General features: G+C 64.3%; 26 protein-coding genes. 14 read left to right on the plus strand and 12 right to left on the minus strand.

All coding sequences use genetic code 11. The annotated features are described in order from the left end of the window. Positions 1 to 3 precede the first annotated feature (3 nt). From ABIB00_RS17805 to ABIB00_RS17820, 4 genes are all read right to left on the minus strand, one after another. Positions 4 to 2,067 (minus strand): hypothetical protein, encoded by a 2,064-nt coding sequence (locus tag ABIB00_RS17805; RefSeq protein WP_247340417.1) that lies wholly within the window; start codon positions 2,065 to 2,067, stop codon positions 4 to 6. A gap of 67 nt (positions 2,068 to 2,134) precedes the next feature. Continuing rightward, positions 2,135 to 4,948 (minus strand): DUF4159 domain-containing protein, encoded by a 2,814-nt coding sequence (locus ABIB00_RS17810; RefSeq protein ID WP_354105252.1) that lies wholly within the window; start codon positions 4,946 to 4,948, stop codon positions 2,135 to 2,137. After that, positions 4,945 to 5,889, minus strand: coding sequence for a DUF58 domain-containing protein (locus ABIB00_RS17815; RefSeq protein ID WP_354105253.1), 945 nt, complete (start codon positions 5,887 to 5,889; stop codon positions 4,945 to 4,947). The genes ABIB00_RS17810 and ABIB00_RS17815 overlap by 4 nt, the downstream gene beginning before the upstream one ends. Beyond that, positions 5,889 to 6,887 (minus strand): AAA family ATPase, encoded by a 999-nt coding sequence (locus ABIB00_RS17820; protein WP_247340414.1) that lies wholly within the window; start codon positions 6,885 to 6,887, stop codon positions 5,889 to 5,891. The genes ABIB00_RS17815 and ABIB00_RS17820 overlap by 1 nt, the downstream gene beginning before the upstream one ends. Positions 6,888 to 7,147: 260 nt before the next feature. Between ABIB00_RS17820 and ABIB00_RS17825 the strand changes: the two genes are divergently transcribed. The 8 genes from ABIB00_RS17825 to ABIB00_RS17855 all read left to right on the plus strand — a co-directional run bounded on the left by ABIB00_RS17825 (position 7,148) and on the right by ABIB00_RS17855 (position 13,863). After that, complete coding sequence (locus ABIB00_RS17825; protein ID WP_354105254.1) at positions 7,148 to 7,759, plus strand: DUF1285 domain-containing protein; 612 nt, start codon at positions 7,148 to 7,150, stop codon at positions 7,757 to 7,759. After that, positions 7,756 to 8,427, plus strand: coding sequence for a CoA pyrophosphatase (locus tag ABIB00_RS17830; RefSeq protein ID WP_247340412.1), 672 nt, complete (start codon positions 7,756 to 7,758; stop codon positions 8,425 to 8,427). Before ABIB00_RS17825 ends, ABIB00_RS17830 begins: the two co-directional genes overlap by 4 nt. Next, positions 8,424 to 8,687, plus strand: a complete 264-nt coding sequence (locus tag ABIB00_RS17835) for a DUF6111 family protein (protein WP_247340410.1) — start codon at positions 8,424 to 8,426, stop codon at positions 8,685 to 8,687. Before ABIB00_RS17830 ends, ABIB00_RS17835 begins: the two co-directional genes overlap by 4 nt. A 10-nt stretch (positions 8,688 to 8,697) precedes the next feature. Next, entirely contained in the window at positions 8,698 to 9,954 is a 1,257-nt protein-coding gene (locus ABIB00_RS17840) for a CCA tRNA nucleotidyltransferase (protein ID WP_247440778.1), read from the plus strand. Continuing rightward, positions 9,951 to 10,721: a sulfite exporter TauE/SafE family protein gene (locus ABIB00_RS17845; protein ID WP_354105255.1), complete on the plus strand. Its 771-nt coding sequence runs from the start codon at positions 9,951 to 9,953 to the stop codon at positions 10,719 to 10,721. The genes ABIB00_RS17840 and ABIB00_RS17845 overlap by 4 nt, the downstream gene beginning before the upstream one ends. Before the next feature lie 325 nt (positions 10,722 to 11,046). Further along, on the plus strand, positions 11,047 to 11,208 hold the full coding sequence (locus ABIB00_RS39095; RefSeq protein WP_502916516.1) for a DUF6894 family protein: 162 nt from the start codon (positions 11,047 to 11,049) through the stop codon (positions 11,206 to 11,208). A gap of 38 nt (positions 11,209 to 11,246) precedes the next feature. Continuing rightward, positions 11,247 to 12,248 carry a glycosyltransferase family 2 protein gene (locus ABIB00_RS17850; protein ID WP_354105256.1) on the plus strand — a complete coding sequence of 334 codons (1,002 nt, stop codon included), beginning with the start codon at positions 11,247 to 11,249 and terminating at the stop codon, positions 12,246 to 12,248. A gap of 541 nt (positions 12,249 to 12,789) precedes the next feature. Further along, entirely contained in the window at positions 12,790 to 13,863 is a 1,074-nt protein-coding gene (locus ABIB00_RS17855; RefSeq protein WP_354105257.1) for a TauD/TfdA family dioxygenase, read from the plus strand. Positions 13,864 to 13,976: 113 nt separating this feature from the next. Here ABIB00_RS17855 and ABIB00_RS17860 read toward each other — a convergent pair whose 3' ends face one another. The 6 genes from ABIB00_RS17860 to ABIB00_RS17885 all read right to left on the minus strand — a co-directional run bounded on the left by ABIB00_RS17860 (position 13,977) and on the right by ABIB00_RS17885 (position 17,673). Beyond that, positions 13,977 to 14,180: a YodC family protein gene (locus tag ABIB00_RS17860; RefSeq protein WP_247340403.1), complete on the minus strand. Its 204-nt coding sequence runs from the start codon at positions 14,178 to 14,180 to the stop codon at positions 13,977 to 13,979. Between the two features lie 336 nt (positions 14,181 to 14,516). Next, a complete protein-coding gene (locus tag ABIB00_RS17865; RefSeq protein ID WP_247340402.1) occupies positions 14,517 to 15,269 on the minus strand; it encodes an HAD family hydrolase in 753 nt (250 codons plus the stop codon). Then, positions 15,260 to 16,159 carry an oxygen-dependent coproporphyrinogen oxidase gene (hemF, locus tag ABIB00_RS17870; protein ID WP_354105258.1) on the minus strand — a complete coding sequence of 300 codons (900 nt, stop codon included), beginning with the start codon at positions 16,157 to 16,159 and terminating at the stop codon, positions 15,260 to 15,262. The genes ABIB00_RS17865 and hemF overlap by 10 nt, the downstream gene beginning before the upstream one ends. Positions 16,160 to 16,163: 4 nt before the next feature. Then, positions 16,164 to 16,529, minus strand: coding sequence for a 6-pyruvoyl trahydropterin synthase family protein (locus tag ABIB00_RS17875; protein WP_247340587.1), 366 nt, complete (start codon positions 16,527 to 16,529; stop codon positions 16,164 to 16,166). Between the two features lie 17 nt (positions 16,530 to 16,546). After that, a complete protein-coding gene (queE, locus tag ABIB00_RS17880; protein WP_354045792.1) occupies positions 16,547 to 17,179 on the minus strand; it encodes a 7-carboxy-7-deazaguanine synthase in 633 nt (210 codons plus the stop codon). A 26-nt stretch (positions 17,180 to 17,205) separates the two neighbouring features. Then, positions 17,206 to 17,673 carry a tRNA (cytidine(34)-2'-O)-methyltransferase gene (locus ABIB00_RS17885; protein WP_247340395.1) on the minus strand — a complete coding sequence of 156 codons (468 nt, stop codon included), beginning with the start codon at positions 17,671 to 17,673 and terminating at the stop codon, positions 17,206 to 17,208. Between the two features lie 279 nt (positions 17,674 to 17,952). Here ABIB00_RS17885 and petA point away from each other — a divergent pair, with 279 nt between their 5' ends. The 6 genes from petA (at position 17,953) to ABIB00_RS17915 (ending at position 25,673) form a co-directional block, all read left to right on the plus strand. Next, positions 17,953 to 18,483 carry a ubiquinol-cytochrome c reductase iron-sulfur subunit gene (petA, locus tag ABIB00_RS17890; protein ID WP_247340393.1) on the plus strand — a complete coding sequence of 177 codons (531 nt, stop codon included), beginning with the start codon at positions 17,953 to 17,955 and terminating at the stop codon, positions 18,481 to 18,483. A 62-nt stretch (positions 18,484 to 18,545) separates the two neighbouring features. Continuing rightward, positions 18,546 to 20,618: a cytochrome b/c1 gene (fbcH, locus tag ABIB00_RS17895; protein ID WP_354105259.1), complete on the plus strand. Its 2,073-nt coding sequence runs from the start codon at positions 18,546 to 18,548 to the stop codon at positions 20,616 to 20,618. A 150-nt stretch (positions 20,619 to 20,768) separates the two neighbouring features. Further along, on the plus strand, positions 20,769 to 21,443 hold the full coding sequence (locus tag ABIB00_RS17900) for a dienelactone hydrolase family protein (RefSeq protein WP_354105260.1): 675 nt from the start codon (positions 20,769 to 20,771) through the stop codon (positions 21,441 to 21,443). Between the two features lie 82 nt (positions 21,444 to 21,525). Then, positions 21,526 to 22,710 (plus strand): DMP19 family protein, encoded by a 1,185-nt coding sequence (locus ABIB00_RS17905; protein ID WP_354105261.1) that lies wholly within the window; start codon positions 21,526 to 21,528, stop codon positions 22,708 to 22,710. Between the two features lie 248 nt (positions 22,711 to 22,958). Then, positions 22,959 to 25,124 (plus strand): anthranilate synthase component I, encoded by a 2,166-nt coding sequence (locus ABIB00_RS17910; protein ID WP_354105262.1) that lies wholly within the window; start codon positions 22,959 to 22,961, stop codon positions 25,122 to 25,124. Between the two features lie 9 nt (positions 25,125 to 25,133). After that, on the plus strand, positions 25,134 to 25,673 hold the full coding sequence (locus ABIB00_RS17915) for an adenine phosphoribosyltransferase (protein WP_045005226.1): 540 nt from the start codon (positions 25,134 to 25,136) through the stop codon (positions 25,671 to 25,673). Positions 25,674 to 25,698: 25 nt separating this feature from the next. Here the strand turns inward: ABIB00_RS17915 and ABIB00_RS17920 are convergent, their stop codons facing one another. Together ABIB00_RS17920 and ABIB00_RS17925 are read right to left on the minus strand one after the other, a co-directional pair. Beyond that, positions 25,699 to 26,031, minus strand: coding sequence for a GIY-YIG nuclease family protein (locus ABIB00_RS17920; RefSeq protein ID WP_247340379.1), 333 nt, complete (start codon positions 26,029 to 26,031; stop codon positions 25,699 to 25,701). Between the two features lie 87 nt (positions 26,032 to 26,118). After that, entirely contained in the window at positions 26,119 to 26,787 is a 669-nt protein-coding gene (locus tag ABIB00_RS17925; RefSeq protein ID WP_247440802.1) for a hypothetical protein, read from the minus strand. Between the last annotated feature and the right edge of the window lie 56 nt (positions 26,788 to 26,843).

Genomic DNA, 26,843 nt, shown 5'->3' on the forward strand with positions numbered 1-26,843 from the left:
CGTTCAGCGCCCTTCGCGGACCCAGGTCGCGGCAAAGGCGCCGAGCAGCAGCAACAGCCCGATCAGGCCGGCGAAGATCGGCAGCACGCCGACGCCCTTCACGACGCTGGCGTCGCGCATCCGCACGCCCATCCAGCCGTCGCCATGGAAGACGCTCGCCGAGCGGACCGGCAGGATGCGCGGCAGCTCGACGTTGGCGCCGTCAACCACGCGCACGGCGTTGCCGCCCGTGGCCTGCGTCAGCGGCTTGAGGGTCTCGGTGGTCGAGGTGACTTCCGAAAACTCCTTCGGATTGGTCGGGCCGACATTGATCAGCGCCTTCAGCGTGCCGTCGGTCGCCTGCCACAGGCCGAGCTCGCTCGCCGGCAGGCTGGCGCGCCATTCGCCGGGATCGCCGGGCGCAAGCGTCAGATCGCGCGCCACGCCCGACGGCGAGGTCACGCTGACCGGCTGGACGCTGTCCGCCATGGTCTGGCGCACCACCACGAGATTCTTGCCCTGCACCTGCAGGCGCAGCGCTTCCTCGTCCAGATCGGGCTGCTTCATCAGCCAGTGCGACATGCGCCGCAACAGATCGAGATGCGGGCCGCCGCCTTCATAGCCGCGCGCCCACAGCCAGATGTGGTCGGAGAGCAGCAGCGCGACGCGGCCCTCGCCAAAACGCGACAGGAACAGCAGCGGCTTGCCGTCGGCGCCGGTCATCACCGGCGGGTTGACGGAATTGCGGGTGTCGACGGTGCGGAAGAAGCGGCTCCAGTGCGGCGGCTCGCTGGCGGAGCCTTCGAGGCCGCGCGTGACGGGATGGCGTTTGCCGACGTCGGACAGATGCGCGTAAAACGGCTTTTCCGTCACCCCGACCGGCTCTGCCGGCAGCACCGAATCCAGCGGCGTGCGCCAGATGCTGGTGTTGGAGGCGTAGTCGGGGCCGGCCGAGACCAGCACCGCGCCGCCGCCGCGAACGTAGCGTGCGATGTTGTCGAAATAGGCGATCGGCAGCACGCCCTGGCGGGCATAGCGGTCGAAGATGATCAACTGGAATTCGTTGATTTTCTGCTGGAACAGCTCGCGGGTCGGAAACGCGATCAGCGACAATTCGTTGATCGGCGTGCCGTCCTGCTTCTCCGGCGGACGCAGAATTGTGAAGTGGACGAGATCGACGCTGGCGTCGGACTTGAGCAAATTGCGCCAGGTGCGCTCGCCGGAATGCGGCTCGCCCGAGACCAGCAGCACGCGCAGCTTGTCGCGCACACCGTCGATGGCGACGACGGCGCGGTTGTTCACCGGCGTCAATTCCCGTTCGAGCGGCGAGGCCTCGATCTCGACGATGTTCGGCCCGGCATGCTTGATGTCGACGTCCACGCTTGCCGCCTGGCCGCTTCCCAGCGTGCGCTCGTTGATGACCTCGCCGTCCCTGCGGACCGTGACCTTGGCGCGCTCGCCGCTGACGCCCTGATCGTCGAGGCGGTAGGTGATGGTCTGGGGCTGCCCGACGATGCCGAAGCGCGGCGCCGCCAGGATCGCGATGCGGCGGTCGCGCTCGTCTTTCTGTCCGGTGATCAGCGCGTGAACCGGCGCCTGGAAGCCGAGCCCGGCGGCATTGGCCGGAATGTCGTGGACGCGGCCGTCGGTGATCAGGAAGGCGCCGGCGACGCGGTCGACCGGCACGTCCGCAAGTGCCGAGGCCAGCGCGCCGAATAATTTGGTACCGTCGGTCTCGCCGTCGGCCTGTCCGGCGTCGACGACGCGGACCTCGAGCCCCTTGATCTTCTTCAGGCTGTCGACCAGCGCCTCCTGCGCTTGTGCAGCCTCGCGATTGCGGTTGCCAAAGTTCTGGCTCGGGCTTTTGTCGACGACGACTGCTGCGACCGAGGTGAGGGGATCGCGGTCCTCGCGGGTGAAGGAGGGATTGGCGAGCGCCAGCAGGAACAGCACCAGCGCGGCGACGCGCACGGCAGCGCCGCGCGCACGCGCCAGCAGCAGCACGAGCGCGATGACGACGATCGCGGCCAGTGCGAGCCACAGGACGATTGCCGGAACAAGCGGCGTAAACGCGATGCCGTAATTCATATCGCACTTCTATTCATTGTGAGCATGACCTCTTCGGAAAACCGGTTCCCACTTTTCCGGATCATGCTTATTGCCCCAGCCGTTCAATCAACGCCGGTGCGTGCACCTGGTCGGCCTTGTAGTTGCCGGTCAGCGTGTACATCACGATGTTGGCGCCGGCGCGGTAGGCGAATTCGCGCTGGCGGGGGTCGCCGCCGGTCACCGGCAGCATGGCCTGGCCGTCGGGCCGCACGGCCCAGGCGCCGGCGAGGTCGTTCGAGGTGATGATGATCGGCGAGACGCCGTCGCCGCCTCGTGCCGGCCGCTGCGCGCTGTCGTCGTCGTCTTCGCGCGGCAAGGTCTCGACCCAGGTCTGGCCGGTGTTGAAGCGGCCGGGGAAGTCGCGCAGGAGATAGAAGGTCTTGGTCAGCACGTGCTCGCGCGGCACCGGCTCGAGCTCGGGCACGTCGAGCGAGGACAGGATTTCGCGGAGCGTCTGCATGGCGGGGGTCTGCGCGGCGCCGTTTGCGCCGGGCGGTGCTTCGACCGCGTCGCGGGTGTCGAACAGCACGGTGCCGCCCTGCTTCATGTAGGCGTCGATCTTGTTAATGGCGTCCTGCGGCGGCTTGGGCGCGCCGGGCACGATCGGCCAGTAGATCAGCGGGAAGAAGGCGAGTTCGTCGCGCGCCGGATCGATGCCGACGGGATCGCCGGCCTCGAGCGCGGTGCGCTGCGCCAGGAACAGCGTCAGTCCGGACAGGCCGGCCTTGACGATGGAATCGACGTCGGCATTGCCGGTCACGACATAGGCGAGTCGGGTCTGCGACACCGCCTTCATCGCGAACTCGTCGGACGCGCTGTCCGCGTGCGACGGCGTTGGCACGAGCGCCACGAAGCCTGCGAGCGCCAGTCCGAAGACGATCATCGCGGGCGCGGCGCGGCGGCGCAGCAGCGCGGCGAGGCCGCCGCCGAGCACCGCGACGATGATGGCGTCGATCAGGAACAGCGCGAGCGCCGTCGACAGCAGCCAGCCGCGCAAGTCGCGCGGCTCGGCATTGGTGTAGGTGGCGTGCCGGGCGCGCAGGCTCGCGGTGTTCAGGGCTGCGATACGGTCGGCGCTGGCAAGCGTGTTCACGGCGAGCGGTCCTTCTGCCGGACCATAGAAGCCCGGCGGATGATCGGGTGTGGCGCGGTCGCGATAATCCGCGGGCAGCGGCTTTGCGGCGGCGGGCGGCGGGCCGAAGGCTCCGAAGCCGTCGAGGATGTGCAGCGGCGCCACCGTCTCGGCAGTCGCCTCAGTGGCAACCCCGGCGCCGGGCTTGGCAGTATAGCCGGACATGTCGACGACACGCCGCAGGATTTCGACGAAGGTGCCGGACATCGGCAGATCCGACCAGCGCATGTCGGCGCTGACGTGGAACAGGCTGACCACGCCCTTGCCGCGATGCTCACCGGTCACCAGCGGCGTGCCGTCTTCCAGCGATGCCCAGCTCTTGGTGGCGAGCACGGCGTCGGGCTCGGCCAGCACCTGGCGGTTTATGGTGACGTCCTTGGGGACCACGACGCCGGCAAACGGACCGTCGGCCGCGAACGAGGCCAGATGTTGCGGCTTTTCCCAGGTCAGGCTGCCGCCGAGAGTCCGGCCGCCCTTACGCAGCTTGACCGGCACGAGATCGTCTTCGGCCTGCGCCAGCCGCGGACCGGCGAACCGCACCAGCACGCCGCCCTGGTTGATCCAGGCATTGAGACGCTCGCGGATTTCAGGGGCGATGGTGCCGACATCGGCAAGGATGATCATCGGCAGCTTCTGGTCGAGGAACTGCGTGATGCCCTGCTGCGGCGCGCCCTTGTCGGCGAGCCGCACGTCGGCGAACGGCGCCAGCGCGCGGGTGAGATAGAAGGTCGGGGCCAGCAGCGGCTGCGCTGTTTCGCTGCTCGCGCCCGAGACGATGCCGATGGCGCGGCGGCGCCAGCGCTTGTCGAGCAGCTGGACCGCGCCGGCGGAGCGCTCACCGGCAATTTCAAGCCGCGTGATGTCGTTGCGCAGCTCGACCGGCAGATCGAACGCCGCTTCGGTTTCCTTGTCCTGCGGACCGAACGAATAACGCGCTTCCCCGATCGGCGAGGCCTTCTGGTCCAGCGCGCGCACGGTGCCGATGGCAATGCCGCTGTCGGTGCGCAGCACCTTCACCGTCATCCTGGCGGCGGCGTTCTCGGCCGCGACCAGGGCCAGCGGCGAGGAGGTGCCGCCTTCGAACACGGTCAGGCTGCGGTCGCCGATGCTCTTGCCGAGGCCAGCCACGAATTCCTCGCCGCGACCGGTGTCGACGCCGTCAGAAAGCCAGGCGATCTCGCAGTCGCCGGTCGCTTTCAGGAAGCGATCGATTGCGGTCAGGGTCTCGACGCGGTCGATCGAATAGGGCTTCGGCGTGAGCTGCCGCAGCGCCACGCGCGCGGCGCCCGCCGGCATCAGGGTGATATCGCGGTTCGGCTCGGACAGCGGCGCCAGCGCAATCGCACGGCGGTCGTTCTCGGCATTGGCGATCAGCTCGTCGGCGGCCCTGATCCGGATGTCCCAGTTCGATGCCGCGCTCCAGCCGTCGTCGAACATGATCATCAGCGGCGCCTTGCTGGCGGCGATGCCTGTTTGCGGATTCCAGATCGGGCCGGCGGCGGCGAAAATGACGAGGGCCGCAGCCAGGAGCCGCAATGCGGTCAGCCACCACGGCGTCCGTGAGGGCGTCTCTTCGCGCGGTGTGATGTCGAACAACAGGCGCGTCGGCGGAAACTCGATGCGGCGCGGCCGTGGCGGCATCACGCGCAGCAGCCACCATAGCACCGGCAGGCTGACGAGGCCGATCAGGAGCAGCGGTTCGGTGAAGGCGAGCGGCAGTCCCATCATGCGGCGGGCCCCGCCTTGATGGTCGTGGTGCGGGCGCCCGACTTGCTCACCTGCATGCCGGCATGCAGGAACAGCAAGAGCTCGGCCGCGGAGCGGTCGGTCGCGTGCGTCGTGAACAGCCAATCGAGCTTGTTGGTCTCGGCGCGGATCTGGTCGCGGTGCAGCGCGAGCCGCGCGGTGTAATCCTGCGCCCAGCTCTCGGCGCGGCCGGCGGTGATCACGCCGAACCCTTCGGGCTCGACAAATTCGACGCGTCCGGAATAAGGAAACGACTCTTCGGCGGGATCAACGATCTGCACCAGCATGCCATGGGCGCCGGAGCCGGACAGGCCCGCGAGCGTCGTCCCGATCTCGGAGATCGGCGACCAGAAATCCGACAGCACGATCGTCTCGGCCAGCGCCGCGGGCACGAAGGACGGCGGCAGGCTCAGCCGGTCGGCATCGTCATGCATCATCGCCTGCGCCATCTTGTCGATGACGCTGCGGCTCGCGGTCGGTGCCATCAGCCCGGGAATGCCGACACGTTCGCCGCCGGAGACGAGCAGCTCGGCCAGCGCGAAGGCGACGATCAGCGTCCGCTCGAGCTTGGATTCGCGCGCCGTCTTCGAGGCGAAGGCCATCGAGGGGGAGCGGTCGGGCCAGATCCAGACCGTGTGCGAGGCTTCCCATTCAAGCTCGCGGACATAGAGATGATCGTCACGCGCCGAGCGCCGCCAGTCGACGTTCTGCGCCGGCTCGCCGGAGACGAAGCGGCGGTACTGCCAGAAATTTTCACCGGCGCCGGCGCGCCGTCGGCCGTGCAGACCGTGAATGACGTTGGCGGCGATACGGCGGGCCTCGAGCACCAGGCGCGGCAGCGAAGCGGCGAGCGTGCGGCTTTCGCCATCTGCACGTCGGATCGCGATGATCTCCTTCGCTGCTTGCCCGTTCTCTGCGGCCATCAACCGATCCGTGTTTTCAATTGCCGGATCACGTCCGGAATCGTGCGGCCTTCGGCGCGCGCCTGGAATGTCAGCGCCATGCGGTGCTTCAGCACGGGCTCGGCGAGGTCGAGCACGTCGTCGATCGAGGGCGCGAGGCGTCCGTCGATCAGCGCGCGTGCGCGCACCGCGAGCATCAGCGATTGGCTGGCGCGCGGGCCCGGTCCCCAGGCGATGAACTTGCCGGTCTCGCCGCTCTCCGGACCCGGACGGGCCGAACGGACCAGCGACAGGATCGCCTCGACCACGGAATCGCCGACCGGCAGGCGCCGGATCAGCCGCTGTGCGGTGATCAGCGCGTCCGCGGTCATCGATCCCCTGGCCAGTGTCTCTTCCGCGCCGGTGGTCTCGAACAGGATACGGCGCTCGGCGTCGCGATCGGGATAGTCGACGTCGATCTCCATCAGGAAACGGTCGAGCTGCGCTTCCGGCAGCGGGTAGGTGCCTTCCTGCTCCAGCGGATTTTGCGTGGCGAGCACATGGAACGGCTTCGGCAGATCGTGGCGCGCGCCGGCAACGGTGATGTGCTGTTCCTGCATCGCCTGGAGCAGCGCCGACTGCGTGCGCGGGCTGGCGCGGTTGATCTCGTCGGCCATCAGCAGTTGCGCGAACACGGGGCCGGAGATGAAGCGGAAGGCACGCTTGCCGCTCGTGCTTTCGTCGAGCACTTCGGCGCCGAGAATGTCCGACGGCATCAGGTCGGGAGTGAACTGGATGCGCTTGGCATCGAGGCCGAGCGTGATGCCGAGCGTCTCGACCAGCTTGGTCTTGGCGAGACCGGGGACGCCGATCAACAGCGCATGGCCGCCGGAGAGGATGGTGACCAGCGTGTTCTCGATCACGCGGTCCTGGCCGAAGATGACGGACGCGATCGCATCCTTTGCCGCGCGAATCTGGCTCGACACCTGCTCGGCCGAACGGACTACTCCGTCTTCGAGCTTCTCGACACTCTCCGCCATCCGTTAGCTCCTTCAGCCTGCCATGCGGCTCGCTTGCGTCGTCATGTCATCACATGGGCCCTATGCTAGACTTGCAGGAAGGCCATGTATTCGTTGAATTAACCTATCCCCACCTTATCGGCTTAGGGCTATGTAGGGCATCACGAAGTGGAGACCTCCACACCGGACTGATCCGGAGTGGAACCGTGCACCGACAGACGACGTAGACTTACAATTCAGACCTGCAGCAAACGTGCCAAATGACAGAGTCAGGGCAAACCATGGCGAACCAAGGGCAGAGCGCCGATCGCGGTCTTGAGGGGCTGACTGCCGCCGCCAAAAGTGCTGCCGATGCCGAAGGCGTCAAAAAGGGCCTGCCTCCGGTCCATCTGTGGAATCCGCCGTTTTGTGGCGATCTCGACATTCGAATCGCTTCCGATTGCACTTGGTACTACATGGGGACGCCAATCGGCCGCCACGCGCTGGTCCGTCTGTTCTCGACCATCCTCAAGCGTGAAGGCGACAAGCATTTCCTCGTCACGCCGGTGGAGAAGGTTGGCATTCGCGTCGACGACGCGCCGTTCATGGCGGTCGAAATGCAGAAGGACGGCGAGGACAACCACCGCGTGCTCCGCTTCCGCACCAATGTCGACGACTGGGTCACCTGCGATGCGGCGCACCGGCTGCGCTTCGAGCAGGGCGAGGGCGGCGGACTGACGCCCTATCTGCATGTCCGCGCCGAACTCTGGGCCAAGGTCACCCGCGCGCTCTATTATGATCTGGTTGACATGGGTGAGGAGCGGATGGTCGATGGCCAGCCGATGTTCGGCGTCGAATCGGCCGGCGAATTCTTCGCCATGGCCGATGCGGAGCAGGTGAGGGCCGCGCTTTGAACAAGCCTATCCTGAAGACCGATCCCGCCACGTTCGGAGCGGCCGATTTTTTCGCCCGCTCCAAGGCGCGATTAGGCTTCGACGTGCCGCCCGGCCTGTTCGATCCCAACATCATTCCGGCCTCGGGCGATCCCGGCACCGACAAGATGCTCGAGATCATCGCGCGTGAGCAGCCGGTGCGGCCGGCGGCGGTTTTGATCGCGGTGGTCGATCATCCCGAGCCGACCATCCTGCTGACGCAGCGCTCGGCGCATCTGAACGACCATGCGGGCCAGATTGCCTTTCCCGGCGGCAAGATCGACGCGACCGACTCCTCGCCGCTCGATGCGGCGCTGCGCGAGGCGGAGGAGGAGATCGGGCTGTCGCGCGACTTCGTCGAGCCGATCGGCTATCTCGATCTCTACGGCACCGCGTTCGGCTTCCGCATCCTGCCGACGGTAGCCCGGGTGCGGCCGGGTTTTGAGCTGACGATCAACCATTCCGAGGTTGATGATGCGTTCGAAGTGCCGCTATCCTTCCTGATGAACCCGGCCAACCACCAGGTGCACAGCAAGGAATTCCGCGGCATGGAGCGGTCCTACTACGCGATGCCGTTTGCGGAACGTTACATCTGGGGGGCGACGGCCGGAATGCTGCGTGTCCTTTACGAGCGGATCTATTCATCATGATCCGTCCAGTTCTGACCGAGATCGGAATTTTCCTCGTTCCCTTCGCCGTCTATGCGCTGTTCCTGGCCGCCAGCCGTTCCGGGCTGTTCGTGCAATCGTCCTGGCCGATCACCATCGTCGCGCGTCTCATGCTGGCGGCACTCGTGCTGGTGATCGCGGGGCTGATCGGGTTTGCGCATTTCTCCGGCGCGGCTCCGGATTCGACCTATGTCCCCGCCCATGTCGAAAACGGCAAGCTCGTGCCGGGCGTGGAAAGATAGGGGCCGGCCGATGAGCGCGGAGCCCATGCTCGCCGATGCGCCCTGGCTGATTTCGGGAGGGACCGCGCGCGTCCTGGAGCTGCTCAACGCCGATGGGGAGGAGGCGCGGGTGGTCGGCGGCGCCGTGCGCAACGCGCTGCTCGGTCTCGTGCCCGGTGATATCGACATCGCGACCACGGCGCTCCCGCACGAGGTGGTGCGGCGCGCCAAGAGCGCCGGCATCAAGAGCGTGCCGACCGGCATGGACCACGGCACCGTCACGCTCGTCATCGACAGCCAGCCATACGAAGTCACGACGCTGCGCGAGGACACCGAGACCTTCGGCCGCAAAGCCAAGGTCGCGTTCGGCCGCGACTGGGTGAAGGACGCCGAGCGGCGCGACTTCACGATGAACGGGCTCTCGGTCGATGCTGATGGCGTTGTCTACGATTACGTCGGAGGCGTCGCGGATGCGGCCGCGCGGCGCGTGCGCTTCATCGGTGATCCCGACCAGCGCATCGCCGAGGATTTCCTGCGCATCCTGCGCTTCTTCCGCATCCACGCCGCGTTTGGCGCCGGCGATCCCGACCGCGACGGCTATCTCGCCTGCATCCGCGGCCGCGCCGGCCTAGCGAGCCTGTCGGCCGAGCGGCTGCGCATGGAGATGCTGAAGCTGCTGGTCGCTCGCGGCGCGTCTGCCGCCGCGCTTGCGATGGCGGATGGCGGATTGCTGCAAGCGCTGACCGGCGGCGTCGCCTACACCGGGCCGCTCTCGGCGATGATCGCGATCGAGCGTGAGCTCGGCCTCGCTGCCAGCGCAACGCGGCGGCTCGCTGCGCTGACGGTCGCCGTGACTGAAGATGCAAAACGCGTCGCCGCGCGCTTGAGGCTCTCCAATGCGGAAACCAAGGCGCTCGATTCGATGGGGCACCGCTGGTGGCGCCTGGCGATCAAGGACGAAGCCGATGCGCGGCGGCTGCTCTATCGGCTCGGTGCGGAGCGCTATCACGATCGCGTGTTGCTTGGCTGGGCGCGAGGCGGCGATCACGTCGGCTCGTCGCGATGGCGTGTGCTCGCCGAGCTGCCGCAGCGCTGGACTGCGCCGAAATTTCCGCTGAAAGCTGCCGACTTCATCGCGCGCGGCATGGCGGAAGGACCCGCGCTCGGGCATGTGTTGACGCTCGCCGAGGACGCTTGGCTTGCGGCGGATTTTCCCCTAGAGGACACCGCACTCGCTTCCATCGCCGATCAAGCAGCGGCACGCGTCAGCCGCGACGAGAAAACGTGACCATCGTCTCAGGCTTCGCCGACATCTCGATTTTTCAGCTTCTGCTGGTCGCGTTGATGGCGTTGTTTGCTTCGATCATCGGTGGTCTCGCCGGCTACGGCACCGGCGCTCTGATGCCGCTGGTGCTGGTCCCTCTCGTTGGCGCCGAGCCGGTAGTGCCGATCATCGCGATCTCCGCGATCTTCACCAATTCCAGCCGCGCGATTGCCTATCTGCGTTACGCCGACCGCCGCCGCGCGCTGATCGTGCTCGCCTGCGCGGCGCTGACAACGGCGCTCGGCGCCTACGGCTACACCCGGCTGACCAATGCCGGCGCTGCGCTGGTGATCGGCTCCATGCTGATCCTGAGCGTGCCACTGCGCCGGATGCTCCGCCGCCGGCAGGTCAGGATCGGCGACACCGGCCTTGCGGCCGGCTCCGTCGGCTATGGCGTGCTGGTCGGCGGCACCTCGGGCTCCGGCGTGATCCTGCTCTCGCTGCTGATGGCCGCGGGACTCGAGGGCGCCGCCGTGATCGCGACCGACGCGATGATCTCGCTCGGCACGGGTCTGATCAAGATTTCGGTGTTCGGCCTCGCCGGCGCGGTCACCGCGCGGGTGCTCGCCTTTGCGCTGCTGATCGGGGCGATCGCGATCCCCGGCGCGTTCCTCGCCAAAGCCTTCGTCGAGCGGATGCCGGTGCATATCCACACCGCGATCCTCGATGTCGCGGTGATCACCGGCGGGCTGGTGATGATCTCGGCGGCCGCGAGGCAGCTGATCGGGTAGATTATCGCGGAGCGGAACGCGTAGCTTACCTCCTCCCGGGACAGAGCGCATATGGGCGCCGAAGCTTCCACAACGTCATGGCCGGGCTTGTCCGGGACAAGCCCGGGCATGACGACCTTTTGGGTTACGATGACAGTGCACTTAATCATCGCCGTCAGACTGCGCTGGCTTCGGTCCGCGCTTGCCGGGCTTGAAGCGGGTCGGGTCAATTGGGTGTATCGTAATTCCCGCTGCCGTGGCCTTCGCCTTCCGGTATCGCTCCGCCGGTTCTAAGTGTCATATGTGACTTTTGGAACGGAGGCGCTTCGTCGGGCGTTTCCGGAGCATGCCGAGGTACGTCTTCCGCGTCCACAATGTTGCGTCCAGCAAGGACGAGCAAGGGGAGGAACTGCGAGACGACAAAGCCGCGTGGCGAGAGGCCACGAGCTTCGCTGGCTCTATTCAAGGATGTCGACGGCAATTCCGCCCGGCCAAGAGTGGAGCCTAGGCCTCGACCCTCTTTGCGATGGTCTGTGGAGACAAGAAATGAGCTCCGTAGACATTGTTGTTCCCTGCTTCCGGTATGGGCACTTCCTGCGGGAGTGTGTCGAGAGCGTTTTGGCGCAATCCGGCCCCGAGTTGCGCGTGCTCATTATCGATGATGCGTCGCCCGACAATACAGCGGAAGTTGCGGAAGAGTTAGCCCGCTCCGATCCCCGGGTGGATTATCGCAGGCACACCTCGAATCAAGGGCTCATTGCTACCGCCAATGAAGGCATCGCCTGGGCGAGAGCCGACTATATGCTTCTGCTGTCTGCGGACGATTACCTGTTGCCCGGCGCCCTTGCGAGATCGGTCGAGCTGATGGACGATCATCCGTCTGTCGCTTTCACCTTCGGCGGCGCGGTTGTTCTTGATCAACAGGGGGAGCGTTCGCGGCGTAGAACAGGCGTGGGATCAAGAACCAACATTTTGTCGGGCCTCGATTTCATTACACTTAGCGGCGCAAAAAACATTGTGCTATCACCAACAGTAGTGGTTCGTACGAGCCTGCAGAAAAGATTGGGCGGGTATTTAGCTGATTTACCCTACGCTTCTGACATGGAAATGTGGTTCCGGCTCGCCGCGCATGGCGACGTCGGGGTCATTGCCGCTGATCAAGCCGTGTATCGAGCGCACTCGGCCAACATGTCAAGCGAGCCTTCGCGGGAGCAAGACCTGCTCCAACGCAAGGCGGCGATTGAACATTTCCTGACTAATGGTGCTGCCAGGTTGACCAACGCTGCTGATCTTCGTGCCTGGATGAACCACATGTTGGCACTTGAAGCGATCGGTTGCGCAAGCACTGCCTTCAACGAAGGAGCGATAGAAAGCTCAGCAGGCCTTTCTAAACTTGCGGTCGGTATTGATCCGACCGTTCGAAGAACGCGTCGTTGGTGGTTTCTTGCCTGCAAGAAGGTTCTTGGGCTGCGAGGATGGCAGCTCGTGCGGCCTGCGATTGAATGGTTTAGAGCTATCTTACCGAACGAGCCCCGCGGAGCGGACTGAATGTGCGCAAGTTGAGATCTGAGATTTTGAACCGGAACGGACCTCGTCAAGCGAACGCACCTGTTGCAGACGATCTGTACAACACGTACCGTCGCCGATACCGATGCAAGGAACCCAATGACTGATCGAGAAAAGATTCTAATTGCCCTTCGCGAAAAGCCTCTGAAGACTTTCGAAATCATGAAGCGCGTCAACATAAAGAACCAGGACGACTGCCAATCGCTCCTGTTGAAGATGCGTGACGATGGCGTCGTGAAGTTCGATATTCATAAGGGGCATTGGCTCGTTGCGTGACGACGTTCGCTTGGTCACCAGCGGCTGGTGGAACTGCTTCCAAGTTCCTTTCAGCGGAGAGAACGACTAGCCGCCTTCGGGCGGCTTTTCTCTTGGCGGTAACTTCCGTTGGTCACTTTTCAGAAATGGCCTTGGGCTGCGGGATGTCCGTTCGCAGGGGTCGCCAAGTTGCAAACAAGCGATCGGCACAATATCGTCGATGGTCCGCCCCCATTTCTGACGTCCAATCTTCTCAGGAGCCAACACTATGAATGTGGTCTCATTGCCCAGCGGGATCAATCGTCCTCCAGGGAGGGTCGATATCCTGTCTGCCTGGCAAGGCGCTGAGATGAAGGCCAATCCTGATCGATGGTTGATATCGCTCTCTGCCGGCGAGATCGCCGAGCTCGAGAACGCAGCTGAAACATATCTCGGTAGAAGCAAAGAAATCGCAGAGATCACAAAGGAAAGCTTTCCGCTTCCTCATCTCGGCGCGCACCTGGAAGATCTCAAGAAGAAGCTGTTGGTCGGCTTGGGCTTCGAAGTCATACGCGGCCTCCCGGTGGCAAAATATAGCCAGGAGCTTGCCGCTACGATATTTTGCGGGGTGGGCGCGCATCTTGGATCGGCGCGGTCTCAGAATGCAGCGGGTCACATTCTCGGTCACGTCCGTGACACAGGTGCCGATGCGAAGGATCCGCACACTCGAATTTATCAGACTTCGGAACGTCAGACATTCCACACGGATTCGTCCGACGTGGTCGGATTGTTATGCATTCGCGAGGCGATGGAGGGAGGGGATTCTCTCCTTGTCAGCACGACGACAATCTACAACGAGATGTTTGACAGACGTCCCGACCTTGCCGCGCTCTTGTTTGATCCGATCGCGACAGACCGGCGAGGCGAGGTGCCGGAGAACGAAAAGCCATATCTTGAAATCCCGGTGCTGAATTGGCATGCGGGGTTCCTGACCGGGTTCTATCAGCGCCAGTATATCGATAGTGCGCAGCGCTTTCCCGATGCGCCGAGACTGACGCCCGCTCACGTCGAGGCACTCGATCTCTTCGACGCGCTCGCAAACAGCCCCACTCTGCATTTCGGCATGCGGCTTCAGCCGGGTGACATGCAGTTCGTTTACAATCATGCTTTGTTGCATGATCGGACCGGATTCCGTGATTGGCCCATTGCAAACCAAAAGCGTCATTTGTTGCGGCTTTGGCTCAGCATGGAAGGCGACCGGCCGCTGCCCGATTGTTTCAAGCAGCGCTATGGTTCGATTGAGATTGGCAACCGTGGCGGCATTATCACCAAAGGTACCAGTCTGAACGTTCCGTTGGATTGACGTTCGAAGCATCCAGCGATGTCCGCTCTTGCGCCGTTGTTGGCATAGAAGCGGACATCACATGCGGCGGAGCCGAGCACTCCGACCTAACGAGGACGCGGTCTCAGGCGTGCCTACTCCTCGTCTTCGTCCTCGTCATCCTCGTCCTCGTCCAATTCTTCCAGCTGTTCGAGCACGGCCAGCGGCAGCGTCTCGCGGAACAGGTCGCCTTCCGCGCCCATCCAGAGGCAGAGCACGTCGTCGCCCTTCACTTCCGCAACGGTGAGCGGCTGCCCGCCGGATTTCAGCATTACGATATCGCCGACTTTCAGTTCCATGGATGGTCCTTTCAGGTTGATTGACAGAGAGTTGATTGACGAGAGAAGAGTTAGCAAGCCGTCATGACATGCCGATCACGGCTGCGGGTCCGCGGATGCGCTACGGCTGCGCGTGTCCGCCGCGCAGACTGAAACGTCGATGACGGAGGTTCGAGTGGGGGATCGCTCAAGAGGCACGCAAGGGCTCTTCGGTCCTGGGCGCGGCGATGATGCCACCATGCCCGTGTTTTGCCCGACGAGTCAAAGGGTTTCGTTAAATCCGTAAGTCATTGGTTTTGCAGCGGTCGGCTACTGTGCATGGGGTTGTTTTCGATGTTTTTGTTTTCGCGGCCTTGATCATCCCGGCAAAAGTTCGCCGAGCGAGCGGATGATGCGGTCAGGCTTGACGAGCGACCCTTCGGGCAGGCCGTCGCCGTGCACGTCGATCCAGATCGAATAGATGCCGAGACGCTGCGGAGTCACCACTTCCCATTCCAGATTGTCGCCGATCATCCAGGTATCTTTTGCGGTGACGCCGAGCGTGTCCATCGCGTGCAGGTAGGCGCGCTCCTCGGGCTTGCCAAAACCGTGCTCGCCTTCGATCTGGATGTGGTGGAAGCGGTGCGCCAGCTCGAAGCGCTCGACCTTGGCGCGCTGGGTGTCGGCGGCGCCGTTGGTCACCAGCGCGAGCTTGATGCCGAGCGCCTTCAATTTGTCGATGGCCTCATGCGCGCCGGGGAAGACGAACATCTCCTCCTCGCGATAGGTGGTGAAGCGGTCGGCGAGGCGAATGGCGAGGTCGTCGGGCAGGGCGCGGTAGCCGGCGGCGGCGAGCGCGGCAAACCCGCCCTTGACCGTGAGGTGACGAGCTTCGGCAAGCCTGAGCCGCCACGAGGCGTCCGCATTGGCCCAGAAGTTTTTCGCGAAAGCGAGCACCGTGGTTGCGACCTGCTGTGGCGGCAGCGGCGCGAGCTCTTCGGCAAACTCGTTCGCGATCGTGTTCCAGGCGATCTCGGGCCGGCCATAGGCCGACAGGATGGTGTCGTCCATGTCGATCAGCATGGCGCGCGGCAGCGGCCTGATTGCGGGCTTCATCGGAGTCATGGCCATTTCACCTCCGGCGGCAGCGACGACAGGATCGAATCGACATTGCCACCGGTCCTGAGCCCGAAGATGGTGCCGCGATCGTAGAGCAGATTGAATTCGACATAGCGGCCGCGCCGGATCAATTGCTCCTCGCGATCCTCGGCCGTCCAGGCGGTCGCGAAATTGCGCCGCACGATCTCAGGATAGATCTTCAGGAAGGCGCGGCCGACATCCGCGGTGAAGGCGAGGTCGGCGTCCCAGTCGCCGCTGTCGTGCCAGTCGTAGAAGATGCCACCGATGCCACGGGCTTCTTTCCGATGCGGCAGGTGGAAATACTCGTCGCACCACTTTTTGTACTTGTCGTAATCGGCGATGCCGTTCTGCTGCGTGCAGGCCTGTTTCATCGCGGCGTGGAAGGCGATGGTGTCGGCATCGTCCTGCGTCCGCCGGCGCTCGAGCACCGGTGTCAGATCGGCGCCGCCGCCGAACCAGGCTTTTGTGGTGACGACAAAACGCGTGTTCATGTGCACCGCAGGCACGTGCGGATTGCGCAGATGGGCGATCAGCGAGATGCCGGAGGCCCAGAACTTTGGGTCGTCCGCTGCGCCCGGAATTTGCGCGCGAAACTCCGGCGCGAATTCGCCGTGCACGGTCGAGCAATGCACGCCAACCTTCTCGAACAGGCGGCCTGACATCATCGACATCACGCCGCCGCCGCCGGCCGCGCCGGTATGATCGGTGCGCTGCCAGGGCGTGCGTTTGAAGCGGCCCGGCTCGCCCGGATAAAGGCTTCGCGGGGCATCATCCTCCAGCCGCTCGAAGCTCGCGCAGATGTCGTCGCGCAAAGCTTCGAACCAGGCGCGGGCGCGCGTCTTGCGGTCTTCGATCAAGCTCGGGTCCAATGTGGATGTCATTCTTTCAGCCCTGCGGACCGTAATAGGTGCAGCTCTCGCTGCAACTGTCGCGATGGATGCTGACGCGGGTCAGCTTGCCGATATGCGCCAGCCGGTCCCAGACGAAGAGCGAGAGGTTTTCCAGCGTCGGTGTGCCCAGCGCCTCGATCTTGTTGAGGAACTTGTGGTCCAGCATCACGCGCACATCCTCGATGGCGCGCTGAAGGAGGCCGAGATCGACCACCATGCCGGTCGCAGGGTCCAGCGTGCCGCGCACCGTCACCTCAGCGCGAAAGGAGTGGCCGTGGATCTCTTCGCTGGCCGCGCCGAACGTCGTTCCCGACAATGAGTGCGCCGCCTCGAAGCGAAACGATTTCGTCAATTCCCACATCTGTTCGAAAACCAATCCTATCTGATACCGAGTGACTTGTGCGTCTGCACGCTGAGCCGCCATTGCGGATGATTGAGGCAATAGTCGATCGCGCGCGCGGTGTTTTCGGCGACCTCGGGCCCGTCCATCGGCTGCAGCGAGAAGCGCTCGAAGGCGAGGCCTGCGAAGGCCTCCGGTGCGGCGAGTGGCTGCGGATAGACCAGCTTCAGCTCGTGGCCGCGCCGGACCACCAGGTCGCTGCCGCCCTTCGGGCTGACGCAGATCCAGTCGAGCCCCTCGGGCGGGGCGATCGTCCCATTGGTCTCGACGCCGATCTCGAAGCCGCGAGCATGGAGCGCATCGACCAGTGCGGCATCGACCTGGAGCAGCGGCTCGCCGCCGGTGAGCACCACGTAACGGTTGTCGGTAGAGGCTGTCCATTGCGCGGCGATGGTGCCGGCGAGTTCCGCGGCCGAGGCGTAGCGCCCGCCCAGCGTGCCGTCGGTGCCGACGAAGTCCGTGTCGCAGAATTTGCAGGTGGCGCCCGCGCGGTCGGCCTCTCGCCCGCTCCAGAGGTTGCAGCCGGCAAAACGGCAAAATACGGACGCGCGCCCGGCATGTGCGCCTTCGCCTTGCAGAGTCAGGAAGATTTCCTTGACCGCGTAACTCAACCGTCTCTCCTCAATCCTATGGCCCTTCAATCCTGTGAGGCCTCGGGGTTCCGGATCTGCCGCAGCGCTTCGCCTGCGGCCATCGCCGCGGTCATGGCGACATTGAGCGACCGTAGCCCCGCCGCGATCGGAATCACCAGCCGCGCGTCCGCGGCCTCGACCACCGCGTCGGTGACGCCGGCGCTCTCGCGCCCGAATAGCAGGATGTCCGTCGTCTGGTAACGGAAATCGCGGTAGTCGGTGGCCCCTTTGGTGGTGAACAGCAGCAGGCGGTAGCCCTGTGCCGCGCGCCATTGCTCGAATTTCGACCACGAGTCATGGCGGTTGATGCTGACCTGATCGAGGTAATCCATTCCCGCCCGGCGGAAATGCCGGTCGGAGACGGGAAAGCCTGCCGGTTCGATGATATGGGCGGCCACGCCCAGACAGGCGCAGAGCCTGAGAATCGTGCCGGTGTTCTGGGGGATGTCGGGTTGGAAAAGCGCTATCTGCATGGGCTGTGCCGGGTTCGGTGCGGGCCGGAAATGTCTCAATAAAACATCGCTGGCCGCGGAATTCGTGCATTGCACGCTCCCGCGCCGATAGCGGGCTTGCGCTCGCCCGGCAAGGGTGCCAATAGAACGATTCTGGACTGCTGTTTTCGCCTTGTTTTGGTGGGGACACGTGAAGTTCTGCCGCCGCGGGGGGGCCGCGGGCGCTAGCAGGCTGTTCTGGGGACCTTGGGGCCCTCTGGAGCGGTTCCGCCGGCAGAATAAGAAGAAAGGGTTGGAATCGTGACGACAGCGTCTTCGGCGGACCATCCGACACGCCGTGATTTCTTATTCGTTGCAACGGGGGCAGCTGCAGCAGTAGGGGGCGCAGCCGCGCTCTGGCCCTTCGTCTCCCAGATGAATCCTGATGCGTCGACCATCGCCGCCGGTGCGCCGATCGAGGTCGATCTCAGTCCGGTCGCCGAGGGGCAGGACATCAAGGTGTTCTGGCGCGGCAAGCCGATCTATATCAGCCACCGCACCAAGAAACAGATCGACGAGGCGCGCGCCGTCAATGTGGCGAGCCTGCCCGATCCGCAGTCCGACGAGGCCCGGGTCAAGTCCGGCCACGACCAGTGGCTGGTTGTAATCGGCATCTGCACCCATCTCGGCTGTATCCCGATCGCCCATGAAGGCAATTACGACGGGTTCTTCTGCCCCTGCCATGGTTCGCAGTACGATTCGTCCGGCCGCATCCGCCAGGGGCCCGCGCCCGCGAACCTGCCCGTGCCGCCGTACCAGTTCGTTTCCGACACCAAAATCCAGATCGGCTGAGCTTCGGACCCGCGTCCGAAGCTTCGCGCCGTCTCGTCGTTATATTTCCTCAGGATCGCATCATGAGCGGACCATCCGACTACCAGCCGAGCAATCCGGCCCTGCAATGGATCGAGCGACGTCTGCCGATCATGGGTCTCGTCCACTCGTCCTTCGTTATCTATCCCACCCCGCGCAACCTGAACTACTGGTGGACCTTCGGCGCCATCCTCTCCTTCATGCTTGGGATCCAGATCCTGACCGGCGTGATCCTGGCGATGCACTACACGCCGCATGCCGATCTCGCCTTCAAGTCGGTCGAGCTATTGGTCCGTGACGTCAATTACGGCTGGCTGCTGCGCAACATGCACGCCGTCGGCGCCTCCATGTTCTTCGTCGCTGTCTACGTCCACATGCTGCGCGGCCTCTATTACGGCTCCTACAAGGAGCCGCGCGAAGTGCTCTGGATCCTCGGCGTCATCATCTACCTCCTGATGATGGCGACCGGTTTCATGGGCTACGTGCTCCCCTGGGGCCAGATGAGCTTCTGGGGCGCCACCGTCATCACCAATCTGTTCTCCGCCATTCCCTATGTCGGCGAGAGCATCGTGACGCTGCTGTGGGGCGGCTATTCGGTCGGTAACCCGACGCTGAACCGCTTCTTCTCGCTGCACTATCTGCTGCCGTTCCTGATCGCGGGCGTCGTCGTGCTCCACGTCTGGGCGCTGCACGTCGCCGGCCAGAACAATCCTGACGGCGTTGAGCCGAAGACGGAAAAGGACACGGTTCCGTTCACGCCGCACGCCACCATCAAGGACGGCTTCGGCGTCGCCTGCTTCATGCTGCTCTACGCTTGGTTCATCTTCTACATGCCGAACTATCTCGGCGACGCCGACAACTACATTCCGGCGAACCCGGGCGTGACCCCGCCGCACATCGTGCCGGAATGGTATTACCTGCCGTTCTACGCGATCCTGCGTTCGATCCCGAACAAGCTCGCGGGCGTGATCGGGATGTTCTCGGCGATCATCATCCTGTGCTTCCTGCCCTGGCTCGACGCCGCCAGGACGAAGTCGTCGAAGTACCGTCCGCTGGCCAAGCAGTTCTTCTGGATCTTCGTCGCGGTCTGCATCCTGCTCGGCTATCTCGGCGCGCAGCCGCCGGAAGGCATCTACGTGATCGCCGGCCGGGTCCTGACGTTCTGCTACTTCGCCTACTTCCTGATCGTGCTGCCGCTGCTCTCGCGCATCGAGACGCCGCGGCCGGTGCCGAATTCGATCGCAGAGGCGGTTCTTGCAAAGACCGGCAGCAAGTCGACGCCGATGGTGTCGACCGTGATCGCTCTTGCGCTGGCGGGCGCGTTGTTTGCGGGCTCAGTCGACAGCGCCCGCGCCGAGGAAGGCGGCACCAGGCCGCCGGGCAACAACTGGTCCTTCTCCGGCCCGTTCGGCACGTTCGACCGCGGCGCACTCCAGCGCGGCCTCAAGGTCTACAAGGAAGTCTGCGCCAATTGCCACGGCCTGTCCTTTATCGCCTTCCGCAATCTCGGAGATCCCGGCGGCCCCGGCTATTCGACCGCGCAGGTGACAGCCTTCGCCTCCGACTACAAGGTCAAGGACGGTCCGAACGATCAGGGCGACATGTTCGAGCGCCCGGGCCGGCCGGCGGACTATTTCCCCTCGCCGTTCCCGAACGAACAGGCTGCGCGTGCGGCGAACGGCGGTGCGGCGCCGCCAGATCTGTCGCTGATCACGAAGGCGCGGTCCTACGGGCGCGGCTTCCCGATGTTCATCGTCGACTTCTTCACCCAGTTTCAGGAGCAGGGCCCAGACTACGTCTCGGCGGTGCTGCAGGGCTTTGAGGACAAGGCGCCTGAGGGTGTGACCATCCCGGAGGGCTCCTACTACAACAAGTACTTCCCGGGCCACGCCATCAAGATGCCGAAGCCGCTCAGCGACGGCCAGGTCACCTATGACGACGGCTCGCCGACGACCGTCGCGCAGTACGCCAAGGACGTCACCACGTTCCTGATGTGGACCGCGGAGCCGCACATGGAAGCGCGCAAGCGCATGGGCTTTCAGGTCTTCATTTTCCTGATCATCTTCGCCGGCCTGATGTACTTCACCAAGAAGAAGGTCTGGGCCGACTCGCACTGAGCGGTTCGAGGCGAAACGAGAATTTAAGAAGCCCCCGCGAGGGGGCTTTTTTGTTGCACACGAGCGTGTGTTGTTTGGCGCGATTGCCTATCGCGCTCCCAGCGGCCAAAGTACCGCCAACCGCTCCCCAGAAACTCACCGGAGGACATCATGGGAACCGCCATCACCTTCAAGCGCCCGGACGGCAAGGACGGATCGGGCTATCTCGCCAACGCGGCGCGCGGCAACGCGCCGGGCGTGGTCGTGATCCAGGAATGGTGGGGCCTGTCGGACCAGATCAAGGGCCTGTGCGACCGCTTTGCGCTGGCCGGTTTCGACGCGCTCGCGCCCGATCTCTACAAGGGCAAGGTGGTGCCGTATCACGACACGGACGCCGCCGGCAAAGAGATGAACTCGCTGGATTTCATGGACGCCACCACGCAGACCGTGCGCGGCGCCACGCAATATCTGTCGCGCAACGGCGCCAAGGTGGGGCTGACAGGCTTCTGCCTCGGCGGCGCGGTGACCATCATTGGTGCGACCAAGATCCCGGAGCTTGCGGCCGGCGTGGTGTTCTACGGTATTCCGCCGGAGCAGGCGGCCAAGCCCGCCGACGTCAAGATCCCGCTCCAGGCCCATTTCGCCAACAAGGACGATTGGTGCACGCCGCAGGTCGTGGATGCCTTCGAAAAGGGCATGAAAGCGGCCGGCAAGTCGCTGGAGCTGTTCCGCTATGACGCCGAGCACGCCTTCGTCAACGAGCAGCGCCAGGCCGTGCACGACCGCGAAGCCGCCGAACTCGCCTGGGGCAGGGCGACGGAGTTTTTTAGGAAGCATCTGGGGTAGGCCGGGCGGCGGCCCGCCGCGATCAGCGCTATTGCCGCATCGCATTTGAAAATTGATCACTGCAATCATAGGCTGCAGCCGCATGGCATTCGCCATGCGACTGCAGGAGGGCACGATGATTGTGGATGGCCGCTTGACCATGGTTGTGGTGCCCAGCAAAGCGCTGGAAGCGGCCCGCAGCCCCGAGAAAGCCGACCATCTCACTGGCGCTGTGGTCGACTACGTCAACGAAATTCAGAGCGTCGGCGTCTACACGGCAGGTGAGCTGCCGGCCGTGGCCATACAGGCCTATCATGCCGACTACTATCTCTCTCAGGTCTACAACGGCGGTCACAGCCAGTTCATCGGCAACACAGGGCTCGAGATGCTTCCGACGACATCTGGTGATGCGCTCGCGGGACTGAAGGCCATGGGTGCGAGTGCGCAACACCAGATCTTGCAGGAGATGATCGCCTGGGTGGAGGCACATCCCGGCGAGGCTGCGCTGCAGACCGGATTCGAAAACCGCGCCGCGGCGCTCAGCGCGCTTGATAGGCGCTTCTTTGCGGCAGAACGGCAGCAACCAATGACCCAACTAGCGGCCCGATGGATCGCAAGCTGGCCCGAATTGCACGCCGTCGCGCAGGAGCAATATTCTTCCGAAATCGAGGGGCTTGCGCAGCTTAACCCACATCTGTCCCACCGCCTGATCTGGCGAAGCGTTCACCACATCAGCTTTCAGATGACTGACAATCTGCAGCTCACGGTCGCCGCGGTGTGCGGAGCGGTGAAGCCTGACCCGGAGCTCAAGGTCATGGTGCTTCCAGGATTCGACACGGATGTGGAGGGGCAGCAATGCACTGCGTTCGGCGTAAGGACCAACAAGGGCTCGCGGCTATGCGTCTTTGACGAGGCGGGTGGACGACTTTATGAACTTGCCACGCGCCCTATGATAGTGGGCGCGCGGCTGTCGACTGTGGGGACTGACACGATCCAGAATTTCTTGAGAATTGCCGAGCAAAACTTTGCGGCCGAAGCGATCGACCTGCTGTTGCGGAAGTTAAGTCTGGGTCCCACCGCGGCGATCACGGCCTTGAGCGTGAGCGACGATCGAGCCAGTTGGTGTGTGGTCACAGGAGAGACCAGCGTTTTGGTCGAAACCTTTGGCGACCGCGCCCAGGTCATCGGATCTGACGGCGAGCTCGTGCTCACGGTAATGCGAGACGAAATCGAGCGTCATGCCGCAGACGCGGCCGTTGGGCGCGACAGCCTGAAAGACCGGCCATAACCCTCGTTGCGTTTGCGCCATTTTGCCGGTCGGGCCGGCCCAGCCGCTCTTGACGCCGTCCCCGCGCCATGATGAGTATCCGCCCATGAGCACCACCGTCCGCCCATCCCGTCTTTGGTGGCGCACCTCCTAAGAGGTGGCCGGTGCGATTTATTCTCCCAAAATCGTCTGAGGTCGCCCACGCAGTGCGGCGGCCTGATCGTTTGTCCTGTGTGGCGTTCCCTCGGCAAGTTTCGTAAGAGGACGACATGAACAGGACCGTCTTTGCCCTCCCGGCTCGAAACGACTATGTGACCCACGCGGGGCTTGCGATCACGCGCGTGGCCGAGCAGTTCACCGGCGGCGCCAACCGGCTCGACGATCTCGTCAACCTGCTCGACCGTCGCCGCGGCGTGGTGCTGTCCTCGGGCACGACCGTGCCCGGCCGCTACGAGAGTTTCGACCTCGGCTTCTCCGATCCGCCGCTCAAGCTCGAGACAACAGGTTTCAATTTCAATCTGGAAGCATTGAACGAGCGCGGGCAGGTGCTGATCGCCTTCGTCGCCGACGTCTTGCGCGAGCCCTGCGTCGTGATCTCCGAGAAGACGTCCACGCGCCTTGCCGGTCATATCGTCCGCGGCGAAGCCCCGATCGACGAAGACCAGCGCACGCGGCGTGCCAGCGTGATGTCGCTGGTGCGCGATCTCGTCGCCGCCTTCTCGGCCAATGACGACGGGTTGCTCGGCCTGTTCGGCGCCTTCGCCTACGACCTCGTCTTCCAGATCGAGGATCTCGTGCAGAAGCGCGCGCGCGAGAGCGATCAGCGCGACATCGTGCTCTACGTCCCGGACCGCCTGCTGGCCTATGACCGCGCCACCGGCCGCGGCGTGGTGCTCACTTACGATTTCGCGTGGAAGGGCAAGTCCACCGCGGGCCTGCCGCACGAGACCGCCGAGAGCCCGTACCTCAAGACGCCGCGCCAGGGTTTTGCCGATCACGCGCCCGGCGAATATCAGGCCACGGTGGAAACCGCGCGCGCGGCCTTCGCGCGCGGCGATCTCTTCGAAGCCGTACCTGGCCAGCTGTTCGCCGAGCCCTGCGACCGCTCGCCGGCCGAAGTGTTCCAGCGGCTCTGCGTCATCAACCCGTCGCCCTATGGCGCGCTGATGAATCTTGGCGAGGGCGAGTTTCTCGTTTCTGCCTCGCCCGAAATGTTCGTGCGCTCGGACGGACGCAGGGTCGAGACCTGCCCGATCTCGGGCACGATCGCGCGCGGCACCGACGCGATCGGCGACGCCGAGCAGATCCGCCAGCTCCTGAACTCGGAGAAGGACGAGTTCGAGCTCAACATGTGCACCGACGTCGATCGCAACGACAAGGCGCGCGTCTGCGTCCCCGGCACGATCAAGGTGCTGGCGCGCCGGCAGATCGAGACCTACTCGAAGCTGTTTCACACCGTCGACCATGTTGAGGGCATGCTGCGCCCCGGCTTCGATGCGCTCGATGCGTTCCTCACCCATGCCTGGGCCGTCACCGTCACCGGCGCACCAAAGCTCTGGGCGATGCAGTTCGTCGAGGATCACGAGCGCTCGCCACGGCGCTGGTATGCCGGCGCCATCGGTGCGGTGAATTTCGACGGCAGTATCAACACCGGCCTCACCATCCGTACCATCCGGATGAAGGAAGGCCTCGCGGAGGTGCGTGTCGGGGCGACCTGTTTGTTCGACTCCGATCCCGCCGCCGAAGATCGCGAATGCCAGGTCAAGGCTGCCGCCTTGTTCCAGGCGCTGCGCGGCGATCCGCCGAAGCCGCTGTCGGCCTTTGCGCCCGATGCCACCGGTTCGGGCAAGCGGGTGCTGCTGATCGACCACGACGACAGCTTCGTCCATATGCTGGCCGACTATTTCCGCCAGGTCGGGGCTGACGTCACCGTGGTCCGCCATGTGCATGCGCTCGACATGCTCAAGCAGAAGCGGTGGGATTTGCTGGTGCTGTCGCCCGGCCCCGGCAGGCCTGAGGATTTCGGGATCAAGAAGACCATCGACGCGGCGCTGGACAACAAGCTGCCGGTGTTCGGCGTCTGCCTCGGCGTCCAGGCGATCGGCGAGTATTTCGGCGGCGAACTCGGGCAGCTCACGCATCCCGCCCACGGCCGGCCCTCGCGGGTGCAGGTCCGCGGCGGGAGGTTGATGCGCAACCTGCCGAACGAGATCGTTATCGGCCGCTATCACTCGCTTTATGTCGAGCGCGACAGCATGCCCGAAGTTCTCGATGTCACCGCCAGCACCGAGGACGGCGTGGCCATGGCGCTGGAGCACAAGACCCTGCCGGTCGCCGGCGTGCAATTCCATCCGGAATCGCTGATGTCGCTCAGCGGGGAGGTGGGATTACGAATTGTCGAGAATGCGTTCCGGCTCGAAGCGCGCGTTGATTGAGAGGCACCAATGAATTTCGACCACGATCTGAAGGCGAGCGTTCGCACCATCCCGGACTACCCAAAGCCGGGGATCATGTTCCGCGACATCACCACGCTGCTCGCGGATGCGCGCGCGTTCCGCCGTGCGGTTGACGAACTCGTCAATCCCTGGGCCGGCAACAAGATCGACAAGGTCGCCGGCATGGAGGCGCGCGGCTTCATCATCGGCGGCGCGGTGGCGCATCAGGTGTCCGCCGGGTTCGTGCCGATCCGCAAGAAAGGCAAGCTGCCGCACACTACCGTGCGCATCGCTTACTCCCTCGAATACGGCATCGACGAGATGGAGATGCATGTCGACGCCATCCAGCCCGGCGAACGCGTCATCCTGGTCGACGATCTCATTGCCACGGGCGGCACCGCGGAAGGCGCGGTGAAGCTGCTGCGGCAGATCGGCGCCAATGTGGTGGCCGCCTGCTTTATCATCGACCTGCCCGAGCTCGGCGGTGCCGCCAAGCTGCGCGCGATGGACGTGCCCGTGCGCACGCTGATGACGTTCGAGGGACACTGAACGGCAACGGCGCCGCTGGCGACGTTCAGATTGCCTCGGCCTTTAGCTCCGACAGCCAGTGCAGCATGCGCTCTTTGAGCAGCGCATTCCTGACATAGGCGCTCGCCTCGTCCTCCAGACGCTCGCATTCGCCAAATGTCAGGCCGGGCTCGCCATGCGTGGTCCACGCCGCCTGGAGGCTGCGGCAGGGATGGCTGCCGTGGCGCAACGAGAACCAGATGCGGTTCTGGATTGTCTCGAGGTTCGGGGCCTGTCCGACCCATGTCTCGCCCGACGCCGCGCAGCGGACGACGTAGATGCCTGCGACGGTCTTCCGCTCCCTGTAAGCGGCGATGGCGGCTTTCCGGTCGATGGTCACGGTGTGAGGGGCCTTGCTGAGGAACGCGGGTGCGCAAACTCAGTAGCGGCGGGTCCGCCGCAAGTCAATATTATCCGGGTAAAATATTCAAGACCGCTGCAGGATCAGGCTGAGCTCGAGCTCGCGGAAGGCGAGGTAATTGCGCCGGGTCCACTGGTGCAGCTCGGTCGAGGCATCCTTCTCCTGGCGCAGATACCCGGTGAAGGAGAAGTTCAGCCGGCCGACATAGGTCTTCAGGAAGCCGGGCAGCGCGGGCAGGCGGAACACCCGACCGGCAGCCATCGCTGCCGGCAGCTCGCCGCGCACGATGTGCTCATTATCGACCGTGATCAGGTTCATCCGCGGGATCTGTTCGCGCAGCATTTCGTAGGCGCGGGCCGAGGCGCGGTCGGTGTCGGCGACGAACAGGATGATCGGCGCGACGTGGCGGCGCGCGGCCTCTTTCAACAGGCCGATCTCGTCGGCCATCTTGAAGAACTCGTCAAAGGCGTGGAAGCCGAGGTCGATCACCTTGGCAAGCCCGTCATCGACGATGACGCGATCCATCAGCTGCATCTTGCCATAGGTGTCGATCACGTCGGCGGTCTCCGTGATCTTTGGCAGATAGTCGAGCAGCGACGGCTCCTTCAGGTTGACGTCGAAGGCCGCGACGTTGCCGTTCTTGAGCAGCAAAAATTCGCTCAAAAGCCGCGCCAGCAAGGTCTTGCCGACCTGCGGGCGGGGCGAGCAGATGATGTAGAGGGGCGTTGCTGGCATCACGAACTATTATCTGAGCGAACTCACCGCCCAATCCAGCCGTATCCGCCCGGGGT

Origin of the sequence: Bradyrhizobium sp. LB14.3 (assembly GCF_040547985.1) — a bacterium.
Lineage (GTDB): Bacteria > Pseudomonadota > Alphaproteobacteria > Rhizobiales > Xanthobacteraceae > Bradyrhizobium.